Consider the following 21,324-nt stretch of genomic DNA (forward strand, 5'->3'; position numbering starts at 1 on the left):
GTGTTACGTCGTCCCGCGAAGGGGTGTCACTTGCCGCGTAACCGCGGATGGATGGCGTTCTTCTTCCAACTCAGCTCCGCGTCGATCTCGCGGATTTCCAGCGAGAGGGCGAAATGCGGCGTCTCGAAGAGAGGGGCGAGAACGTCGATTGCCGCGGCAAAGATCGCTTCGCCGGCCCGCTTCTTTTCGTCGTCCGTGCGGCCTTTCCCGATGCGGAAGTTCAGATCGACGAAGGCGTTCTCGGGCAGCTTGTCGGCAATTGCGTAGTGATCGGCGCGAAAGGCGCGCACCCGCACGGCACCGACCTCGAAGAGGCCGGTTTCCAGAACCGTCTTCAACAGCAGCTCGCAGAGCGCACCAATGTCGGCGCGCCCCTCTAGATTGGCCGAATATTCTATGGCGAGATGTGGCATGGGTCCTCCCTGTCGTCGTCTCATAATTAACATGTTAAATATACGGGCGGCTGTCAAGCGGCTTTCGACGATTACGATTGCGGGAGTGGATGACGCATAGACTTCGGCGGCTCTTAGCCCCCGAAGCTGCCGGTCTGCGTCGGTACGTGTACGTAGTTACGATCAAAGTAGAGCAAGGCGTGACCATCCTTGCGCGAGCGAATGTCAACCACTTCGCCAATGAAGATATTGTGCGTGCCGATGAGGCGCGACTCGACCAGCCGGCAGTCGAAGGAGACGATCGCGTCGGCGAGCGCCTGGTTGCCGGAGCGCAGGTCCGTCCACTCGGCGGCCGCATAGCGAGCCTCCATGTCGGATTGCTGGCCCGCAAAATAGCCGGCGAGTTCCTTGTGCTCGCCGGTCAGCACGTTGACGCAGAAACGACGGTTCTCAACGAAGAGCCCGCTCTGCGCCGAGCGGCTGTTCATGCAGATCAGAAGCGTCGGCGGTTCATCCGTGACGCTGCACATCGCCGTGGCGGTAAACCCGCCCCGCCCGGCAGGTCCGTTGGTGGTGATGACGTTGACCGGGGCGCAGACCCTGGCCATCGCATTGCGGAACTCGATTTTCGAGACTTGCTCCTCCATGGCCGTGCCTCATTCAGCCGCGTTGCGGGTGAGGATTGTTCTGTCGATCGGCGGCAACCACGTATCGCCGGTCCAGCCGTTTTCGTCGTAGTCGCTCATGCAGCGATCGACGAGCGCTTCCATCTCCTTGAGACGCCCGCCGCGCTCCGCGCCCTTCAGCACCTGCAGCCGGACCTCCTCCGGCGCGCCGGCGTAGTTGAGTTCGTAAAGAGCGTGGCGTCCACCGAATTCGGTGCCGGTCGCGTCCCAAAGCAGTTTCATGATCTTGATGCGTTCGATATGGCCCATATCGTTCGAGCCGCGGACATATTGCGCGAGATAGCGGTCGATCTCCGGATTGCCGAAGTCCTTGGCCGAGGAGGGAAGATAGATCAGACCAGAGGCGACAACCTTGCGCACTGTTTCGATGACGCGTGGATAGGCCTCCGACATGAAGGTGCGGTAGGAAAGGGCGGCTTCCATGTTCGGCAGCACCGCGCCGTTCGCCCAGGACTGCGGATTGTAGGCCATAGCATTGGAGAAGGACCAGAACATGTGGCGAAGCGCGATGACTTCGCCAAGCGCCGCCTGGTTGCCGCGGAAGGCATCGCCGCCGGTGGCGCGCAATGCCTTGGCGAGCAGGCCGGCCAGGAAGTCGAGCTTGACGGCAAAGCGCGTGCAACCCTGGAAGCAGTAGCCGTGCATGAAGCCGGAGGCCGGATGGAACGACAGGATCTTGGCGGCATCGCGAAGGACGAGCACGTCCTCCCAGGGCACGAACACATTGTCGAGCACCAGGATTGCATCGTTCTCGTCGAAGCGCGAGGACAGGGGATAGTCGAAGGGCTGACCGACGGTGTTGGCAGTCTGCTCGTAGGAGACGCGGCAGAACATCTTTATGCCAGGCGCATTCATCGGCACGATGAACATCACCGACAATGAAGGGTCTTCCGTCACCGTCGCCGAGCTTTGGGCGAGAAAATTATAGTGGGTGAGCGCCGAGGAGGTTGCCACCACCTTGGCACCGGAAACATATATGCCGGCATCGGTTTCCTTGGTGATATGGACGAAGACGTCCTTGACGGCATCGGCGGGCTTGTGGCGATCGATCGGCGGATTGACGATCGCGTGGTTCATGAAAAGAACGGATTCCTGCGCCCGCTTATGCCAGGAACGCGCATTGTCCTTGAATGGCCCGTACCAGTCGGCATTGGCACCGAGCGTGTTCATGAGGGCCGCCTTGTAATCGGCGGTGCGGCCCATCCAGCCATAGGACATGCGCGCCCAGTCGGCGATGGCGCCCTGCTGGGCGACGAGTTCCGCAGAGGATTTCGCGACCCGGAAATATTTGTGGGTGTAGCCGCCCGAGCCGGTATCGGTCGGTGAGGTCAGACGCTCCTTCGTCTTTTCGTCATGCAGGGCGTCGTACATCCGCGCGATGGAGCGAGCGGAATTGCGCATCGACGGATGAGCGGTGACATCGGCAATTCGCTCGCCGTTGATATAGACCTCACGCCCGTCGCGCAGGCTGGCGAGATATTCGGCGCCGGTAAATGGACGGGTGCTGTCCCCGCGGTGGTCTTCAGCTCGCATGTCGCGTTCCTCCCCTGAAATGTTGATAAAAGCTAGATCGGGAGAGCCGTCGGGACCATGGACAAAGAGGGCAATTCGCTTGTACTTTTTGCGGCATGGTTGCGAGAAATGATATTCCATCCTTCTTCGTCTACGGCGAGCCCGCCCGTGAACTCGACGTCGGTTTCCTCCACGTCGAGACGGTCATGGACCGAAAAAGCGAGCATTTCGGCCATGTCGCTCCACATCAGCACCCACTGATGGGACAAATAACCTATTGGTTCGAGGGTGGAGGCACCTACCGGATCGAGGAGGAGACTTGGAATTTTTCGGCTCCGGCCATCAGTTTTGTGCCGAGCCGTGTGGTGCACGGCTTCGATGTCGGCGAACAGTCGGACGCTATTGTCGTCTCGGTCTCCGACGATCTTCTGCGAGCTATGGCTCCCCAGGTGGATCTCAGCCTCGACGTGCCGATGCTGCTCAAGGGGGAGAGCGCCGATCCCACGTGGACAAGGCTGGGTTTGCTTCTCACGATGATTGCTGATGAATACCGCGCCGATGCAAGTGCCAGCGAGAAGGTGCTTGTCAGTTTAGTGTCGGTCGTGCTGTCGCTGATGGCACGCCTCGGCGGAGCGGGCGGCCTCGATACGGCGTCACCGACCGTGGCCTTGGGAATAGCACTGCGCCGGGCTATTGACCAGCACTACAAGAAGGATTGGCCGGTCGGGCGCTATGTCGATCTGCTGGCGACGACGCCACATTTGCTCGACAAGGCGGCGCGTGAAGTCTTTGGGCATACCGTCAAGGAAACGCTGCTTGATCGAAGACTGCTTGAGGCCAAGCGGTTGTTGAAATTTACCATCCGTCCGGTCGAGGACATCGGCCGCGAGGTCGGATTCGAGGATCCCGCCTATTTCTCCCGTTTCTTCCGCAAACGCACCGGTGAAGCGCCGGCCGCCTGGCGCCGGCGACATCTGCAGCCGGAGGCCGGCCCGTCGGGGGACCTCAGGGTCGCAGCCCTTCAGCCCGTTACCTGATGATCGAGCCTGTCACCGCTGGGAGAGCCCCTCCGCAAGCTCCAGGGACTCCGCAACATAGCGCGCCAAACGCTCCTTCGCTTCCGATGCGGTCACGCGGCTGCTGGCCCAGCCAATATAGGTAAGGCTGCGCAGCAGTAGAAAGAGGGGAAGGGTTTCGAGCGCCGTATCCGATAGCGGCCGTCGTCTGCAATATCCCTCGATAAGCGATGCGCTGATCAGCTCGAAATCCGGCTCCCGCCGATTTCTGAGGAGTGCCGTGGCGATATCGAACATGCGCCAGCCGTAGCCGGCATCATCGAAATCGATCAGCTCGACATGATCGGGACCCACAAGAACATTTTCGCGGACGAGATCCGCATGGATAAGCCCATAATCGAGCCCGGATCTTGCCGCCGATCTCAGGCTGTCGATGAGCAGCGGCCGGAGTGTGGCAAGCCGATTTGCCGCCTCTGGCGCCAGCCCGGGACAATCCCAGAAACGCCCCCAGAGGGGGCTTTCCCCGAGTAAACCGTCGAAATCCCATGCAGGCCGCACAAACGACGGCGGTGGTGTCCAGCGGTCGGAGATATTGTGAAGCTCAGCCATTGCCTCGCCGAGATGGCCGAAGATCGCTTCAAGGCGCAGACGCGCGTGGTGAAGCGGCGTGCCGGAACGGCCCAGCTCTTCGCCATCCATCCAGCTTACGATATCGGCCTGCTGGGTGAAAAAGTACGGCGTAGCGGCCAGGGTCACCAGATTGCGCCCGTCAATGGTCGGGATCGGGGCTGGCACGCGTAGTCCGCCAGCCTTCAAAGCCGCCATCCATTGCAGTTCGGAGGCGAGAGCGCGGTCGTCATGATAACCGGGACGATGTAGCCGCAAGACCGCGGGTGTGCCATCGGCCATCCGGATCCTGAATACCGCATTCTCGCGGAATTTCAGCAGTTCCGGCGTTTGGTCCGCCAGTCCCCAATGGACGAGCGCTTCCTTGGCTCTTGCACAGAGATCATCCGCAGGCGCGGCAATGTTGGGTTCGGCCATGGGCAGCTCACAGGCCTGCCAGCACGTCATCGAAGATCGACAACATGAAGTCGGCATTGTCCTTCGAAAACGGCATGGGCGGGCGGATCTTCGTGGCGCATTGGTGAATGCCGATTTTGCCCATCAGCACACCGCGTTCACGCATGGCGTTGACGATCCGGGTCGCCTCAGCGGCGGCCGGCTCCTTCGTCTGCCTGTCCAGCACGAATTCCGTGCCCATGAAGAGACCGCTGCCGCGCACGTCGCCGATGATCGAATACTTCTGCGCGAGCTGCTTGAAGGCATCGCGCGTATATTCGCCGACATTGCGGGCATTCTCGATGAGGTTCTCGTCCTCGATGACATCAAGCACGGCCATTGCCGCCGCACAGGAGACTGGATTGCCGCCGAAGGTGTTGAAGTAGCGGAACGCTTTGCGGAAGGCATTTATCGTATCGACATTGGCAATGACGCCGCCGACCGGATGGCCGTTGGCCATCGGCTTGCCGAGCGTCACGATGTCGGGAACGATGCCGGCGTGCTGATGGCCCCACATATGCGAGCCGGTGCGGCCGAAACCGGGCTGCACCTCGTCGGTCATGACGAGACCGCCGGCCTTGCGCACGGCTGAGACCGTCTTGTCCAGAAAGCCTGGCGGCAGATCCGGAAAACCTTCATTGGCGAAGAACGGATCGATGATGATGGCCGAAAAGCCGTGTGGGCTGTCCTGAAGCGAGGCGATCGCCTTCTCGACCTCGGCCGCGAAGGCCGTCGCGAAGGCATCGCCGCCTTCGCCGCCGAGGGGGCGATAGCTGTCCGGCGCCGGCACATGTCGGACATGACCTCCGAAGCCGCCGACCGGCGGCATGCGGGTCGATAGCTGCGACACGGCAGTCGTGTTGCCGTGATAAGTATGGTTCGTGGCGATGACGCCCGTCTTGCCGGTTACGGCCTGTGCCATGCGCAGCGCCACATCGTTCGCTTCGCTGCCCGTGCAGGTCAGGATCGCAGCATTCAGGCTCTTGTCGAAGGTGGCGGTCAGCCGCTCGACATAATCGAGAATGCCTTCATGCAGGTAGCGCGTATGCGTGTTCAGCATCGAGGCCTGCCGCGTGATCGCCTCGACTACGTGGGGATGGCAATGGCCGACATGCGGCACATTGTTGTAGCAATCGAGATACTTGCGGCCATCGGCGTCCCAAAGCCAGACGCCTTCCCCGCGCACCAGATGCACAGGGTCGTCGTAGAAGAGCGACATGTTCCGGCCTAAAAGCCGTTCGCGACGCGCGATCAGGGCTGCATTGTCGGACATGATCAGCCCCTCGCCGCGGCAAGACCTGCGTCGAGCGCGGTCAGGATGGTCTGAACATTATCGGCCGTCACGATGAGCGGCGGCGACATGATGACGTTGGCGCCCGATGTGCGGATCAAGACGCCAGCGTCATAGGTTGCGTCCTGAACCTTCTGGATGACGTCTTTGGCGGCACTGCTCTTCTTCTTCCGGTCGCTGACGAGCTCGAGGGCGCACATCAGGCCCTTGCCGCGCACGTCGCCCACTAGCTCATGCTTGTCCTGCAGCCTCTTTAGCCCGGCCAGCAGCTCTTCGCCACGTGCCGCGGCATTGGCGGCGACGTTGAGGCGCCTGGTTTCCTTCAATGTGGCAAGGGCTGCGGCGGCACCGACCGGGTGGCCGGAATAGGTGTAGCCGTGGCCGATGCTGCCGACCGGGCTCTTATTGCTTTCGAAGACCTGTACCACCTTGTCCGCGATCATCACGGCGCCGAAGGGGAAATAGCCGTTGGTGATGGCCTTTGCCGTCGACATCAGATCCGGCTGCACGCCCCAGAGACGCGATCCGGTCCAGGCGCCTGTGCGGCCGAAAGCGGTGATGACTTCGTCGGCGATCAGCAGGATGCCGTGTCGATCGCAGATCTCGCGCATCAGCGGCAGGAAAGTCTCGTGCGGAACGATGACGCCGCCGGCGCCAAGCACCGGTTCAACGACCAGCGCCGCGATGGTATCGGCGCCCTGGAAGGCGATTTCATCCTCGAAGAGCCTGCCGATCGCAGCCGCAATCTCCGCACCGTCGGTGGTGTTGAACGGGTTGCGATAGGTAAAGGGAGCGGGCAGGTGAATGACGCCTGGAAGCAGCGGCTCGTAATTGCGGCGGAAATTCTGGTTGCCGTTGACGGAGGCACCGCCGAAATGCGTGCCGTGATAACCCTTCTTCAGCGCAACGAACTTGGTGCGCTCCGGCTCGCCGTTGATCTTGTGGTACTGGCGCGCCAGCCGCAGGCAGGTCTCGACCGAATCCGAGCCGCCCGAGGTGAAGAAGGAGCGGCTCAGGCCATCCTGCTTGAACCATTCGGCAAGCTCATAGGAGAGTTCGATCAGCGGCGAGTTCGTCGTGCCGCGGAAGGTCGAATAATAGGGCAGCTCGTCAAGCTGGTCGCGGATTGCCTTCTTCACCGGCTCGCAGGAATAGCCGAGATTGACGTTCCAGAGGCCGCCGACTGCGTCCAGCACCTTCCTGCCCTGAATATCGACGATTTCGACGCCTTCGCCGGCATTGATGATACGCGGCGGGTTGGCCTGCATTTCCGCAGGGTGGGCCATCGGATGCCAGAGGTGGCGGGCGTTGTTTTCGATGATGAAATTGGTTTCACGCATGTCGATTCCTCTTGGTTCAGAGCCCCAGCATGGCAAGTGCGCGGGCATAGCTTTCAGCGGGCCGGGTCACGTCGAAATGCACGTGAGGCAGGTTCACGGCTTCGGCGCCTTCGATGTTTTTCCTCTGATCGTCGACGAAGACGCAGGCCTCGCGCGGCAAATCGAGCTCGGCAAGAACGAGCTCATAGGCGCGCGGATCGGGCTTGAGGATCTTGGTGTAAGTGGCATCGACAATGACGTCGAAGAGCTCAATCAGCGGAAAGCGCTGGCGGAATTCGACGCCGTAGAAGAGGTCGAGCTCGTTTGACAGGATTGCCAGCTTGAGACCTGCCTCCTTCGCACGCAGGATGGCGTCGCGCGCTTCCGGGCGCAGAACAAGCTCCGGCTCGGCGCCGCGCGCCCGGCGTACGAAGGTCTGCATGTCGGTCCAGTTTTCGCCGACAAGCTTGCCGACTTCGCCGGCGCGCCTGAGCCAATAGTCGCGTTCGGTGATCTCGCGGTTCTGCATCGCAACCCAGAGCGGGTCCGTGGTCGTATCGAATGGCCCGAGCCAGGTCAGCGATCCCTTGGGAAGGTCGAGCGTGCGTTCGGTAATATCATGCGTTTCGAAAAGGGTGCGGGTAACGACGCCGCCGAAGTCGAGGATAAGCGCGCGGTCTTGTGTCATGGCCGTCCCTCGGGAATGACGCCCTCGGCGACCCATTGGTCGAAGATGGCGAGTGCCGCAGCCGAGAAGGCCGGCGCGTTGATATGGGCATCGACCTCCTGCAAGGTGACAGAAGACGGTACGGCGCGGCGCATCTCATCGAGGAAGGCGTCCAAGCCCTCCGGATCATGCAGCGGCTCATCCGGCTTGTCCCATTCCTGCAGCCCTTCGGTCGGCAGGAGGAAGGCGACCTTTGCTTCGGCGCGTTTCAGTTTTTCCCCGATCAATCGGGCGACTTCCCGTCTACCCTCTGGCGACGTGGTCACCGATCCGATCAGCCGGTTGTGGGCGTGATAGGGACGATCGGCAAAAATCTCCGGCAGGGCCTGCCACGCCTGAAGATCGACCATGTCGACAGCGCCGGGGGCGACGATCTGCGGAATGCCGGCGCGTCCGGCATTTTCCAGCCTGTCCGGCCCGGAGGTGACGACAGTGCCGTAGTGATGGTTGCTGACTTCCTGAATGCAGAAATCGAAAACGGCGGCAAAGTCGCCCTGGGAAGCGATGGCTTCATAGGCGCGTCCACCCATGCCGGTGGCATGGAATACGGCGACGTCATAGCCGCGCTTTTCCAGCTCAGGCCGCAGATATTTCATATATTTCAGGCAGGACGAGCCGAGCGAGGTCATGCCGACGAGCGGCCGTTTGCGATCGGGTCTGCTTCCGTGTTTTGCCGCACCGACGACCGCGCCGCAGGCTTGCGAGAGGACAGAGCGGCAGATGCTGTTGAGGCCGTAGAGACCACCGGCCCACAGGATCATCATCAGGTCGGGCGCAATGCGTTCGGGCGGGATAAGGTGAGAATAGGCGATGGTCGAAACCACGAATTTCGGGACGCCGAGCGGCAGGAAAGCGGCGACATCCAGCGCCAGATCTGTCCCCATGGAGCCGCCGAGCACGATGACGCCGTCGACAAGTCCGTCTTCATAGAGGCGCCGGGTCAGTGCTGCCGCGCCCCTTGCCATGGCGGCCATGGCGCTGTTTTCATCGCCGCTTTCGGCGATTGCCGCGATTGTAGTTTCAGCGGCCTTGGCAACGTCATGCTTGGAATAATCAGGACTATAGGGTGGATCGCCGAGAATGCTGACATCCATCAAGGTTGGCTGGCCGCCGGCTTCCGCGATGACGGATGCCATGAATTGCAGTTCGTCACATTTGGTGTCACCGGTTCCGATGACAAGTATCTTTGGCGAGGGAGCCTCCGGGCTCATCAATCTGTCCTCCTGATTTTTGCAATGGTTCCCATGGGTCTTTCCGACCCGTAATATTTTTCTGAGATCGCATTGGCCGCAGCGACTGCCTGCGCGCCAAATTCGTGGATGGCTACCTTCGTCGTGCGTGAGAGCGGGGCGGCGACCGCCACGCAGCCGATGGGATGGCCATTGGGCGTGCGGACCGGCGCGGCCGCGCTGATGACGCCGGCCTCTAAACCCTGATGACTGATGGAAAAGCCGCGTGCTGCCGTCTCATCGAGCATCGCACGCACCAGCAGGGGATCGACGATGGTATGGTCCGTAAATTTCTCGAGCGGCTTTTGGAGAGCCGCGTCGATCTCTGAGCGTGGAGAGAAGGCCAGAAAGGCAAGACCGGACGCCGTGGCATGAAAGGGCAGGAGGCTGCCGACATCGATGATGATGCGGTGGGCGCGGGGCGAATCCTCCACATGGATGGTCGAAAGCCGCCCTCCCGAAAATTCCGAAAGGTGTACCGTCTCCGTCGATGTTTCGGCGAGCGACTTGATGAACGGGATGGCGACCCGCAGAAAAGGAAAGCGTGCTTCGCGAATGCGTGCGAGGCGAACCGGCGCCGAGCCGATGCGATAGCGGCGCGTATCCTGATCCTGCTCCACGAAGCCGTGCCTTTCCAGCTCCACCAGAAAGCGTCGCGCTGTTGCCTTGTCCAGCGCGCACAGGCGGGCGATGTCGGTCAGGCCCGCCTCCTTGTCCAGCCGTGACAGGGTATCCAGCAATGAAAGCGCCTTTCCGATCGTGCTCATCGTTCCTCCTCTTGGGTGGTCGGGTTCTGATTTCCTGTGTCCGGCCGAAGCTTCCCCTCAAATCAGGTCGCCGACCTTGCGCCGCGGCACGATAGCAGCGACCCAAGATACTTAACATGCGAAATAACTTGACAGAGGCCGGGAATGTTTGCAAGTCTATATTTGAAGCTGCGGTTCAAATAATGAACCATAAGCGCTGACGGCGGCAAAATCAACAAAAGCCCAAACCCCGCTCGTCAGTCCGGTTCTGGTGGAGGTCGCCTGCGCGCAATCGCAGCGATGATCGGATATTCTCAACAAGGGGAACGAACGAAGATGAATACGCAAAATTCGCAGGGCGCGGCTGAAAACCAGTTGCGCAAAAACAGTCTCGGCGTAGGTGCCGTCACCTTTCTGGTGGTTTCGGCCGCAGCGCCGCTGACCGCCGTTGCTGGCGGCGTGCCGCTTTCGATGATGCTTGGCAACGGGCCGGGGATACCGCTCACCTTCCTGCTGGTGACAGGCATTCTGCTGCTGTTTGCTGTTGGTTACGTCGCCATGGCGCGCCATATCCGCAATGCCGGCGCCTTTTATGCCTATACGGCCCAGGGTCTTGGCGGCCTCATGGGCGGCGCGGCCGCGCTGATCGCCATTCTCGCTTATAATGCCATGCAGGTCGGCGTTCTCGGCCTTTTCGGCGCAGCGACCAAGGGTTTCTTTGCCGAGCAGCTCGGCCTTGACCTTCCCTGGTGGGTCTGGAGCTTCGTCGGTATCGCCTTCGTCGCCGTTTTTGGCTACCGCCGCGTCGATCTATCGGCCAAGGTGCTGACGGTGCTCGTCATTCTCGAATATCTGGTCGTCCTCGTCATCGACGCCGCGATCTTCGTCAAGGGCGGCGACGCCGGCCTTTCCGCTGCGTCGTTTACGCCGACGGCCTTCTGGAGCGGAACTCCGGCCATCGGCCTCTTGTTCTGCTTTGCCGCCTTCATCGGCTTTGAAGCGACGACTATTTACAGCGAAGAGGCCCGTGAGCCGGAAAAGACCGTGCCGCGCGCAACCTATATCTCCGTTCTCATTATCGGTCTCTTCTATATGCTGACTTCATGGCTGATGGTGGATGGCGCAGGCGTCGACAAGCTGGTTCCGGCGTTACAGGGTCTTGCCGATCCGACCACGTTCCTCTTCGGCCTTGCCGAGCGCTATGTCGGTCACTGGATCACCGTCGTGATGAGCGTTCTCTTCATCACCAGCCTGTTTGCCGGCATTCTCGCCTTCCACAATGGCGTGGCGCGTTACATGTATGTCGCCGGTCGCGAGGGTCTGCTGCCGAAGTCGGTCGGGGTCACGCATCCGGTCTTCCAGAGCCCGCATGTCGGCTCGATCATCCAGACCGTCATTGCCGTGCTCGTCGTCGCACTCTTTGCAGCGACGGGTCAGGATCCGGTGCTGGCACTCTTCTCCTGGCTCACCAATGTCGCCACGCTTGCAATCATCCTGCTGATGGCGTTCACGGCCTTCTCGATCGTGGTGTTCTTCAGCCGTAATCCGGGGCTTGAGCGCAATGTGCTTGTCATCAAGGTGCTGCCGATCGTGACGGGGCTGATCCTTCTGGCGCTCGTCTACTACATCTCGGCGAATTTCGGTGCGATCGCCGGTGCCAACGGCGTACTTGCCGTGTTGCTGCCAGGTCTGGTGCTGATCGCGGCGATCATCGGATTCATCGCCGCGGCGCGTCTGAAGTCTTCGGATGCGGCAGGCTATGCCCGCCTTGGTGCCGGTCAGGAAGCCTGAAGCAGTTCCAATCGCGGTGGCGGGGAAACCCGCCACCCTCTTTGTGAGACAATGAGATGCAAGACAAGATCGACCAGCTCCGGACACTATCCGTTTCCCCGCAGGCATTGTTCATCGGCGGCGCATGGCGCCAGCCGGTCAGCAGCACCACGATGGATGTCATTTCCCCGATCGATGGAACGAGGCTGACCACCATCGCCGATGCCGGTAAGGAGGATGTCGATCTTGCGGTCAAGGCTGCACGGCATGCTTTTGAAAAGGGTAGCTGGTCGAAGGCGGCGCCGGCGGAACGCAAGAAGGTGCTGCTGAAGATTGCCGAGCTGATCGAAAAGAATGCGCTTGACCTCGCCGTGCTCGGCGTACGCGATAACGGCACGGAAATCTCGATGGCGCTGAAGGCCGAGCCCGGCAGTGCCGCAGGCACCTTCCGTTATTATGCCGAGGCGATCGACAAGGTTTATGGCGAAATCGCTCCGACGGCGGAGAATATTCTGGGTCTCGTTCATCGCGAGCCGATCGGCGTCGTCGCTGCCATCGTGCCGTGGAATTTCCCGATGATGATCGGCGCCTGGAAGATCGCCCCCGCACTCGCTGCCGGCAATTCCGTCGTGCTGAAGCCCGCCGAAGGCGCATCGCTGACGCTTCTCAAGCTTGCCGAAATTTGCGCCGAAGCTGGATTGCCAGAAGGCGTGTTCAATGTCGTCACCGGGCGCGGCGCGGTCTGCGGCGAGGCCCTGGGGCTGCACATGGATATCGACGTGCTCGCCTTCACCGGTTCCGGCTCGATCGGGAGGCGTCTCTTGGAGTATTCCGCGCGTTCAAACCTGAAGAGGGTCTATCTCGAACTCGGCGGCAAATCTCCGAACATCGTCTTTGCGGATGTGCCGGATATGGATGAAGCGGCCAAGGTCTCGGCCTATGGGATATTCCGAAATGCGGGGCAGGTTTGCGTCGCAGGATCGCGGCTGCTTGTGGAGAAATCGATCCATCAGGCGTTTGCGGAGAAACTCGTAGGGGTCGCGGAGACGATGAAGGTCGGCGATCCTCTGCAGTTCTCTACCGAGATCGGCGCGGTTTCCAGCGAAGCGCAGCTCGGCAAAGATCTTGGCTATGTCGAGCAAGCTCTCTTCGAAGGAGCTTTTTTGCGCACGGGCGGCAAGCGCATTCTGGGGGCGATGGGGGGCTTCTACATGCAGCCCACTGTCTTCGATATCAGGCCCGACATGACGCTGGCGAGGGAGGAGGTCTTCGGCCCCATTCTGTCGATCATACCCTTTGAGAGCGAGGCCGAAGCTTTGGAGATTGCCAACGCCACCGATTATGGTCTCGCCTCGGCGGTATGGACCTCGAACCTTTCGCGAGCGCACCGCATGATCCGCAACATCCGCGCCGGCGTGGTGCATGTGAATACCTACGGCGGGGCTGACAACACCGTACCCCTCGGTGGCGTCAAGCAGTCAGGCAACGGTCACGATAAGTCTTTGCATGCGCTCGATAAGTACGTCGATCTCAAGACTGCTTGGATCAAACTCTAAGGTTCACGCAGGAAAGATGCTGTCGGGCATTGGGTTGGTGCCCGACAGCGCGCAACAGATTGGAGTCCACCGTCATTCCTCGACTCCTGAGAAGTGAATGACAAAGGACTTTGACCAAAGTCAGCCCGGAAGTTTTCCTAAGAAAAAACCCGGACTGATCGGGGCAAGGTTACACAGCGAGGCCTACCCCCACTTCATCTCGCCCTTTGCGACCTTGGCGCCCAATTCGAGCGAGCTGGCGTCGCCCAGATGGGGATAACGCTTGGTCATTGCGGCGATCAAAGCCGCACTGTCCGTGGCCTTCACTTCCTCTTCATGGAAGGCGACAAGATAGTCGCGCGTAAACTTGACGGCATCGAGACCTTGCGGAGCACCCTCGGCCTGATGAGCGGGGACCACGATCTTCGGCTTACGAGCCGCCAATGCGTCGAGCGCCTTGATCCAGGCTTCCCGCTTTTCAGGCGTGGCCTCGTCGGCGACCCAGACGTGGATCCCGGAGGAAATCAGCACGCCGCCGAACACAGCCTTGATGGAAGGGACCCAGAGATAGCGGCGATCGTGCATGTCAGGGACTTCGATGATTTCGATCTTCTCGCCGTCAAGTTCGAGCGTACTCAGATCCGACGCAGTGGGAATGACGACGTCCGAGAGCTTTTGCGGACCATTTTCCTTCAGTTGCGGTCCCCAAACCGCGAGCTTGCCTTCGACATTGGCATGGATGGCCGCGACGGTGACGGGCTTCGCGATGACCTTGGCATCCGGGAAGGCTTCGACGATTGGCCGGAGGCTGAAATAGTAATCGGGATCGTTGCAACTCACATAGATGGTGCTCAGATGCTTGCCGGTCGCCTTGATGGCGTCCGCGACGGCGCGGCCATCCGAAAGCGTGAAGCCGCCGTCGATGAGAATGGCTTCCTTCTTGCCGGTTAGCAACACCGGCGTGCGGCGGAACCCGGTCTCGGACGCCTGAAAATATTGCCACTTGATCTTCGAGCTTGCGGCCCGGGAAACGCTGAGGGGGACAAGCGAAATGGCGCCGGCGGCCAAGGAAAGTTTGAGTGCATCGCGTCTGGTAAACATACAGGTTCCTTTGTGGTTAGTAAGATCAAGCGGCTTGGAGATGCGCCATGAGGTTGTCATAGCTGCCGAAGAGGGCACTGGCGTTCAGCAGACGCTGGTGTCCGTTTCCTTCGACGACGAGGGCTGGGACGCCGTTGGCGCCATGTTGGCGGAAGAGGCCCTGGCCTTGAGCAATGAGTTGCCGATTGGCGTCGAGCAATTCGACCGAGCCTTCGGTCAAGAGACGGGCGGCTTCGCTCAATCCTTCGGATTCGAACAAGCCTGCCAGAACCGGCACGCTGGTAATGTCCAATCCCTTCACATAGCGGGCATGCTGGATGAGACGCAGCGCATCGAGGCGTCTGCGGTGGTCCGCAAGGCCAGCCGCCGTGATTGCCAGTGTTGCCGGACCCGAGTCGAACAGCGAGCCCGGCCTATTCAAGACCTTCGATCGATAATCCTCAGAAAAGGGCTGGCCGCTCAAGCGTTCGATCCGTTGATCGTTGGACCAGGCATAGGTTGCCAACGACGCATCCATCTCACGGGCACCCCCACCCGTGAACAAGCCCGTCGGCAGGAGCTCGAGCTCGACACCTGCCAGATGCAACCGCTCAATCACTGGGCTGGCTCCATAGCACCAGCCGCATAGGGGATCGAAGAGATAGACGGCCGAGAATTCCTGCATGGATCGTAGTCCTCCGTTGGTGGGGCCGATCATCTCAGCGGTTGCGATGTAAGGAAATATCGGTCAATCATACAGACTGTACGAACAAATCAGACAATGGCATGAGCGAACTCCTCAATCTCAACAGGTTGATCTTCTTCACATCCGTGGTGGAAACCGGATCATTCACCGCCGCCGCTGAACGGCTTGGCGTCGCCAAGGCCGTGGTCAGCCATCAGGTGGCACGTCTGGAGGATGAGCTTGGCGTGTCGTTGCTGATGCGAACGACCCGGCGGCTGCATGCTACGGAAGAGGGGCGGGTGTTTTATGACCGGTGCGCCATCATTCTGCGGGAAGCAGAAGCCGCTTATGGAGAGATGTCGCTTCACGCCATCGAACCCACCGGCACGCTGACGCTGACGGCACCCTTGGACTACGGTGAAGCAGTCGTTGCGCCGGTGGTCGCCACCTACAGGGAGCGGTTTCCGCAGATGCGCGTCGATCTCATATTCGATGACAATGTCATCGATCTCGCCAATGGGCAGTTGGACCTGGCAATCAGGGTTGGCTGGCTGACGGATATGAGCAACAAGGCCCGGCGCTTGGGCACGTTCCAGCAGTATCTGGTGGCAACGCCAAAGTTGGTGGCGAGTTTTCCCAAGGTCTCGAAGCCGGCCGATGTAGCGGCGCTTCCCTGGATCGAGAACGCGGTCCTGCGCCAGCCTTTACGTTGGATGTTTTCTCGCGAGGGCCATTCCTCCGAGATCGTCGAGACGAATTCGGCCGTGCGCACCGACAAGACGCCATCGGCCTATGCCTGCGTGAAGGCTGGTATTGGTGTTTCCGTCTTTCCTGACTACATGGTCGTCGACGATATCGCGGCCGGGCGTTTGAGCCGGTTGCTGCCTGACTGGACCTTGCCCGCCGGCGGGATCCATGCCGTGCTGCCGATGGCTCGTTTCCGTCCCGCCAAGGTACGGCGGTTCATCGAGATGATGCAGGCCGCCGAGCGGCGTCGGGGATCTACGCCCAAATAGGCTGCTCGCCGCCGCTGGATTATATGCCGAAAACGACGGCACCTCCCGTCAGGCCTGCGCCCGCGGCTGTCAGTAGCAGCTTTTCCCCCGAAACGAACGGCCTGGCTCGATGTGAGACCGACAGGGAAAGAGCGATCGTCGCCGCCGACGAATTTCCGTAGGTTTCGATCGTCCGCACAGTTTTTGCCGGATCGATGCCGAGCCTGTCGGTAACGGCATCGAAAATGCGGGCATTCGCCTGATGTGGCACGAAGCGGTCGATCGCTGCCGCATCCAGATCGGAAGCAGCAAGCGCGCGGGCGCTGCTGGTCGCCATCATGTCCACCGCTTGGGTAAACATTTCGCGGCCGTCACGCATCGTCATCAGGAAATCCTCCGTCGCCATGCCCGGTGCGAAGGGCCTGTTGCTGCCGCCGGCCGGAATGGAGATCAGATCGTAGCGGCTTCCGTCTGAGGCGAGATCCACACCAAGAATGCCCTTCTCCGTATCGCCTGACGGCGCCAAGACGACGGCGCCGGCAGCATCCGCGAAGAGAACGGCGCTAGCCCGTTCGGCCGGGTTGATCCGCCGGCTGAGAATATTGGCCGCCACCACCAGGACCGGCCGCCCCTGCGTGCGGACAAAGCCGTCGGCAAGCGTCAGCGCGTAGAGGAAGCCGGAACATGCGCCGGCCAGATCGATCGCGCCGCTATTTCGAAGGCCGAGGCGATGTGCCAGCAGGGGGGCAGAGGGTGGCAGCAGATGATCGGGTGTCGACGTGGCGAGCAGGGTCAAAGCAATGTCGTCACGCGCGATGCCGCAGTCGCCGAGGGCAGCTTCGCCGGCCTTTGCGGCAAGTCCGCTCAGCGTCTCAGCATCGTCAACCCAGTGGCGCGCGCGGATGCCGGTCCGGCGCTCGATCCAGCCGGGTTCCAGGCCGAGTCTCGCTTCAATCTCGGCATTTTCGACGCGCCGATCGGGCACGGCATGGCCGACGCCCGCGAGAGAAGATGAGCGCGCCTCCCTCATAGCCGCCCAGCCGCAAGAAGGCCTGCCGCTTCATCGATGGCGTCATAGGACCGGTCAAGGTCAGCGGCGGTAATGCAGTAAGGTGGCATCAGATAGATGACGTTGCCGAGCGGACGGATCAACAGACGTCGCTCGCGGAAGAAGGCGCGAAGGCGAGGCCCGACCTCCGAGAGGTATCCGCCTTCCGGCACGACGAGATCGAGCGCGGCGATCGTGCCGCATTGGCGAATATTGTCAAACCGCGGATCACCTTGAAAGCGGGAAAGCCCCGCGCTTTGGCGCTCTGCGAGCTTGGCGATGCGCTCGCCGACGGGTTCCGTTTTCCAGATCTTCAGGTTGGCAACCGCTGCCGCGCAGGCGATAGGGTTGGCGGTATAGGAACTGGAATGGAAGAAGGTCTTGCGCCGGTCCGCCGAGAGATGCGCATCGAATATCTCGCGGGTGCAGAGCGTTGCCGCCAACGGCAGCGCGCCGCCCGTCAAGCCCTTGGATGTGCAGAGTATATCAGGGGTTATAGATGCCTGCTCGCAGGCAAACAGACTGCCCGTCCGGCCCCAGCCGGTCATCACCTCGTCGGCGATCATCAGAGCGCCGTATCGCTCGGCGATGCGCTTCAGCTCGCTGAGCAGTGAGGCTCGATAGATTTTCATCCCACCCGCTCCGAGAATGAGCGGTTCGATGAGAAGCGCCGCCACCTCGCCTGACCGGCAGGCATCCTCGAACGCATCGAGCGTGGCCTGCTCCTCGCCGATCGTCGGAAAGGGCAGTCTGTTGACCTCGAAAAGCAGCGGCTCGTAAGCGGCGTTGAACACGCCGCGCTCTCCGACGGACATCGTACCGATCGTATCGCCGTGATAGCTGTGCTCCATCACCACGATGCGGCTGCGCGGCTTTTGCGTGTTATGGAAAAAGCCGAGCGCCATCTTCAACGCCACCTCGACCGCGGTGGAGCCGCTGTCGGAATAGAAGACGTGCTTGAGCCCAGCGGGTGCGATCTCGATCAAGCCTCTGGCCAGCTCTTCGGCCGGTTCATGGGAATATTCGGCGAAGATGATCTGGTCGTAGGTTTCGCAGGCTCGTCGGATCGCATCCATGATCACGGGATGACGGTGGCCGTGGGTAATCACCCACCACGAGGAGATCGCATCCAGAATGGCGGTGCCATCTTCGTCTACAAGATGGGCACCTTCGGTTTTTGCAATACGCTTCATCGCCGGCTCGAGCGCGTGCTGCGTAAAGGGATGCCATACGGGCGACGACGTCATACCGGCTCCTTGCGGAAGAGATCGATGTCGAAATTTTCGCCAAAGGCCTGGCGCAGAAGCTCCGGCGTGAGCGTATCGAGTTTTGGAAGCCGTCCGAGTGAACGGACTCGCCCCAGCTTTGCGATGATGCTTTCCGTTTCCGCCTGTTTATCGCCGATGAAAGCGACGCCGAAAACTGGAATGGACCGGGCGCGCAGCGCCTCCAGCGACAGCAATGTGTGATTGATGGTTCCGAGGCCCGTGCGGGCGCAAAGGACAACAGGTATTTTCCAGCGGGCAAAGACCTCTGCAAACACGGCCTCTTCGGTGAGCGGCACCAGCAATCCACCTGCGCCTTCGATGATCAGCGGCGCATCGGTGCTGGGCGGAATAAGGGCTTCGGCCTCCATCCGGACTCCGTCGATCCTGGCCGCAAGATGCGGCGAAGCCGGTGTCCGCAGCCGGTAGGCTTCCGGCATGATGCGCGCAGGCGGGATCCGACCGAGCCGCTGCACCGTCTCACTGTCCGTTTCGTCTTCGAGACCGGCTTGGATCGGCTTCCAATAATAAGCGCCGAGCGCATCGGTCAGGGCCGCCGAGAAAACCGTCTTGCCGATGCCCGTGTCGGTTCCTGTGATCACAAACCTTAGCGTCACGGCTTTTCCTCCGCGATGACGGCGGCGAGGCGCGCGAACATGTGCGATATCGTCGCCTTGTCTACGTTCAAGGTGATGGCAATTCTGAGCCTCGCCGTGCCTTCGGGTACGGTCGGCGGCCGGATCGCGCGGATGTCGAAGCCTTCGTCGCGCATCCGCGCTGCGATCCGCATCGATAGGGCGTTATCGCCAATTGGAACCGGCAGGATCTGCGAGCCGCTACCGTCGGCGCCAAGTGCGGCAGCAAGTTCTGCGTTGGCGAATGTCTGCAATGCTTCCAGAGAGGCCCGGCGCTCGGGTTCGTCGGCAAGAACCTTCAACGCCTCGCGTACGCCGGCAGCCATCAGCGGCGATGGCGCGGTCGAGTAGATGAAACCGCGTGCCCGGTTGACGAGATAGTCGCATAGCACCGCACGGCCGCCGATCAGCGCGCCGCTACTACCAAGCGCCTTGCCGCAAGTATGGAGAACGACGATGTTCTCGCGGCTTTCAAGACCGGAAGCGAATCCACGCCCGCCGGGTCCGAAAACGCCCGTCGCATGGGCCTCGTCAATCACCAGAAGGCCGTCATGCCGGTCGGCCAGTTCGGCGAGCTCGGTCAGCGGAGCCCGATCGCCATCCATCGAATAGAGGCTCTCGACGGCAATCCATGGATGGCCGGCGCCGCCCGCAGCGCGCCATTTCTGAATGGCCTCGGCAAAGGCCTGGACGTCATTGTGCTGCACGGAGACCGATGGTGCCTTGCTTGCCGAAATCCCTTCGTGCACGCTCGCATGTACCAACGCGTCATGAACAATCAGGTCATCCCGCTGCGGTAGGGTCGAAAAGAGCGCGACATTGGCGGCATAGCCGCTGCCAAAGTAGAGGCAGCGTTCCACGCCGAAATAGGCGGCGGCTTCCGCTTCGAGTGCTTCATGTTCCGGATGGTTGCCGCGTAGCAACCGCGAGCCGCCGGCACCGACCGGCACGCCCCGTTCGATCGCTGCGGTGATGGCAGCCTTGAGGCGCGGAGAATTGGCGAGTGCCAGATAGTCGTTCGAGGTGAAGTCGACGCCCCCTTGCGGCAGCAAGGTCCGATACCGTCCCTTGCGCTCGAGCCCGTTCAATGTCCGGCCATAGCGCGCGAGGCCCGCGCCTGTCATGCATTCGGCTCCAGTTCCATGGGCTTCAAGCCGAGGCGGCGGAAAAGGCCGGTGTCGTGGTCCTCCCCCGGATTATCAGTGGTCAGCAACGTATCGCCGACGAAGATGGAATTGGCTCCGGCGAAGAAACAGAGCGCCTGCGTCTCATCGCTCATTTCCGTCCGACCGGCTGACAGGCGCACATGGGATTGCGGCATCAGAATTCGCGCAAGCGCAATGGTGCGGATGAATGCGATGGGATCGATCGGCGCGGCATCGGCGAGTTTTGACCCAGGGATCGGAATGAGCATGTTGATCGGCACGCTTTCCGGCGGCGAGGGGAGGTCGGCGAGCGTCACCAGCATGGAAATGCGGTCGTCAGCCGTTTCCCCCATGCCAAGGATGCCGCCGGCGCAGACCTTGATCCCGGCGTCGCGCACGTTCGAAAGCGTTTCCAGACGGTCGGCGAAGGTGCGGGTGGTGATGATCTCGCTGTAAAAGCGCTCGGAAGTATCGATATTGTGGTTGTAATAGTCGAGGCCGGCATCTGCGAGTTCCGCGCTCTGCCCGGGCGACAGCATGCCCAGTGTCATGCAGGTCTCCATGCCGAGCGCCTTGACGCCGCGAACCATCGCAACGATCGCCTCCATGTCGCGTTCTTTCGGGCTGCGCCACGCAGCGCCCATGCAATAACGCGTTGCACCACCCTCTTTGGCCTTGGCCGCCTCGGCGACAACCCGCTCGACCTCCATGAGCTTCGACGCTTTGAGCCCTGTTGGATAATGTGCCGACTGGCTGCAGTAGCCGCAGTCCTCGGCGCAGCCGCCGGTCTTGATCGAAAGAAGCCGGCTCATCTGCACGGCATTGGGATCGAAATTCTCCCGATGCACGCTATGCGCACGGAACAAAAGATCATTGAAAGGAAAATTATAGATTTTTTCTGCTTCGAAAAAACTCCATTTCTCCGTTGATGCAACCAGTTTTGGATCGTTTGTAGCGATTTCGTGCGGCATCTCCGGCAAATTCCTTCTCCCTGCAGAATAGTTATCGATAGAGCGTTCCTGATTATCTATAATTTCTCGATGCGAACTACTGCAAGCACGCATACGGCGAAGGTTGTCGGTCGTTCAACAATTCATGAGAGTGTGGTTACCGGGGCCGGCGATGGTTTGTCCTCCCTTTGCCGGCAAGCAGTTCGTCTCGGAGACTATGGCTTCATGTGCCGTGC

General features: G+C 61.0%; 20 protein-coding genes. 4 read left to right on the top strand and 16 right to left on the bottom strand.

The window, feature by feature from the left end; translation table 11 throughout:
- Positions 1–26: 26 nt before the first annotated feature.
- From N2601_RS20125 to N2601_RS20135, 3 genes are all read right to left on the bottom strand, one after another.
- On the bottom strand, positions 27–413 hold the full coding sequence (locus N2601_RS20125) for a 5-carboxymethyl-2-hydroxymuconate Delta-isomerase (RefSeq protein WP_104826042.1): 387 nt from the start codon (positions 411–413) through the stop codon (positions 27–29).
- A gap of 113 nt (positions 414–526) precedes the next feature.
- The gene (locus N2601_RS20130; protein ID WP_260304612.1) at positions 527–1,039 is read right to left on the bottom strand and encodes a flavin reductase; all 513 of its coding nucleotides are present in this window, start codon (positions 1,037–1,039) and stop codon (positions 527–529) included.
- A 9-nt stretch (positions 1,040–1,048) separates the two neighbouring features.
- Positions 1,049–2,611: a 4-hydroxyphenylacetate 3-hydroxylase N-terminal domain-containing protein gene (locus N2601_RS20135; RefSeq protein ID WP_104826044.1), complete on the bottom strand. Its 1,563-nt coding sequence runs from the start codon at positions 2,609–2,611 to the stop codon at positions 1,049–1,051.
- 95 nt (positions 2,612–2,706) lie between these two features.
- Between N2601_RS20135 and N2601_RS20140 the strand changes: the two genes are divergently transcribed.
- The gene (locus N2601_RS20140) at positions 2,707–3,627 is read left to right on the top strand and encodes a helix-turn-helix domain-containing protein (protein ID WP_260304613.1); all 921 of its coding nucleotides are present in this window, start codon (positions 2,707–2,709) and stop codon (positions 3,625–3,627) included.
- A gap of 12 nt (positions 3,628–3,639) precedes the next feature.
- Here the strand turns inward: N2601_RS20140 and N2601_RS20145 are convergent, their stop codons facing one another.
- Genes N2601_RS20145 through N2601_RS20170 form a run of 6 tightly spaced genes read right to left on the bottom strand, consistent with a single transcriptional unit; the run spans position 3,640 to position 10,001 of the window.
- Positions 3,640–4,650, bottom strand: coding sequence for a phosphotransferase enzyme family protein (locus N2601_RS20145; protein WP_260304614.1), 1,011 nt, complete (start codon positions 4,648–4,650; stop codon positions 3,640–3,642).
- Between the two features lie 7 nt (positions 4,651–4,657).
- Complete coding sequence (locus tag N2601_RS20150) at positions 4,658–5,941, bottom strand: aspartate aminotransferase family protein (RefSeq protein WP_260304616.1); 1,284 nt, start codon at positions 5,939–5,941, stop codon at positions 4,658–4,660.
- A 2-nt stretch (positions 5,942–5,943) separates the two neighbouring features.
- Positions 5,944–7,299 (bottom strand): aspartate aminotransferase family protein, encoded by a 1,356-nt coding sequence (locus N2601_RS20155; protein ID WP_260304617.1) that lies wholly within the window; start codon positions 7,297–7,299, stop codon positions 5,944–5,946.
- A gap of 16 nt (positions 7,300–7,315) precedes the next feature.
- Complete coding sequence (locus N2601_RS20160; RefSeq protein ID WP_260304618.1) at positions 7,316–7,966, bottom strand: HAD family hydrolase; 651 nt, start codon at positions 7,964–7,966, stop codon at positions 7,316–7,318.
- A complete protein-coding gene (locus N2601_RS20165) occupies positions 7,963–9,216 on the bottom strand; it encodes a Tm-1-like ATP-binding domain-containing protein (protein WP_260304619.1) in 1,254 nt (417 codons plus the stop codon). The genes N2601_RS20160 and N2601_RS20165 overlap by 4 nt, the downstream gene beginning before the upstream one ends.
- On the bottom strand, positions 9,216–10,001 hold the full coding sequence (locus N2601_RS20170) for an IclR family transcriptional regulator (RefSeq protein ID WP_260304620.1): 786 nt from the start codon (positions 9,999–10,001) through the stop codon (positions 9,216–9,218). Before N2601_RS20170 ends, N2601_RS20165 begins: the two co-directional genes overlap by 1 nt.
- A gap of 315 nt (positions 10,002–10,316) precedes the next feature.
- Here N2601_RS20170 and N2601_RS20175 point away from each other — a divergent pair, with 315 nt between their 5' ends.
- The gene (locus N2601_RS20175; protein ID WP_260304621.1) at positions 10,317–11,771 is read left to right on the top strand and encodes an APC family permease; all 1,455 of its coding nucleotides are present in this window, start codon (positions 10,317–10,319) and stop codon (positions 11,769–11,771) included.
- A 56-nt stretch (positions 11,772–11,827) separates the two neighbouring features.
- Complete coding sequence (locus N2601_RS20180) at positions 11,828–13,306, top strand: aldehyde dehydrogenase (RefSeq protein WP_260304622.1); 1,479 nt, start codon at positions 11,828–11,830, stop codon at positions 13,304–13,306.
- A gap of 183 nt (positions 13,307–13,489) precedes the next feature.
- Here N2601_RS20180 and N2601_RS20185 read toward each other — a convergent pair whose 3' ends face one another.
- On the bottom strand, positions 13,490–14,386 hold the full coding sequence (locus N2601_RS20185; protein WP_260304623.1) for an MBL fold metallo-hydrolase: 897 nt from the start codon (positions 14,384–14,386) through the stop codon (positions 13,490–13,492).
- Positions 14,387–14,411: 25 nt separating this feature from the next.
- Positions 14,412–15,050, bottom strand: a complete 639-nt coding sequence (locus N2601_RS20190; protein ID WP_260304624.1) for a DsbA family protein — start codon at positions 15,048–15,050, stop codon at positions 14,412–14,414.
- A 101-nt stretch (positions 15,051–15,151) separates the two neighbouring features.
- On the opposite strand from N2601_RS20190, the gene N2601_RS20195 reads away from it, so the two are divergent.
- A complete protein-coding gene (locus N2601_RS20195) occupies positions 15,152–16,066 on the top strand; it encodes a LysR family transcriptional regulator (protein WP_260304625.1) in 915 nt (304 codons plus the stop codon).
- Between the two features lie 19 nt (positions 16,067–16,085).
- Here N2601_RS20195 and N2601_RS20200 read toward each other — a convergent pair whose 3' ends face one another.
- The 5 genes from N2601_RS20200 to bioB are packed head-to-tail and all read right to left on the bottom strand — an operon-like array spanning position 16,086 to position 21,109.
- Complete coding sequence (locus N2601_RS20200) at positions 16,086–17,075, bottom strand: beta-ketoacyl-ACP synthase III (protein WP_260304626.1); 990 nt, start codon at positions 17,073–17,075, stop codon at positions 16,086–16,088.
- Positions 17,072–18,340: an adenosylmethionine--8-amino-7-oxononanoate transaminase gene (locus N2601_RS20205; protein ID WP_260304627.1), complete on the bottom strand. Its 1,269-nt coding sequence runs from the start codon at positions 18,338–18,340 to the stop codon at positions 17,072–17,074. The genes N2601_RS20200 and N2601_RS20205 overlap by 4 nt, the downstream gene beginning before the upstream one ends.
- Complete coding sequence (gene bioD, locus N2601_RS20210; protein ID WP_260304628.1) at positions 18,337–18,975, bottom strand: dethiobiotin synthase; 639 nt, start codon at positions 18,973–18,975, stop codon at positions 18,337–18,339. Before bioD ends, N2601_RS20205 begins: the two co-directional genes overlap by 4 nt.
- Positions 18,972–20,117, bottom strand: a complete 1,146-nt coding sequence (locus N2601_RS20215) for an 8-amino-7-oxononanoate synthase (protein WP_260304629.1) — start codon at positions 20,115–20,117, stop codon at positions 18,972–18,974. The genes bioD and N2601_RS20215 overlap by 4 nt, the downstream gene beginning before the upstream one ends.
- On the bottom strand, positions 20,114–21,109 hold the full coding sequence (gene bioB, locus N2601_RS20220) for a biotin synthase BioB (protein WP_260304630.1): 996 nt from the start codon (positions 21,107–21,109) through the stop codon (positions 20,114–20,116). Before bioB ends, N2601_RS20215 begins: the two co-directional genes overlap by 4 nt.
- Positions 21,110–21,324 lie beyond the last annotated feature (215 nt).

The organism is Rhizobium sp. CB3060 (genome assembly GCF_025200735.1).
Classification (GTDB): domain Bacteria; phylum Pseudomonadota; class Alphaproteobacteria; order Rhizobiales; family Rhizobiaceae; genus Rhizobium.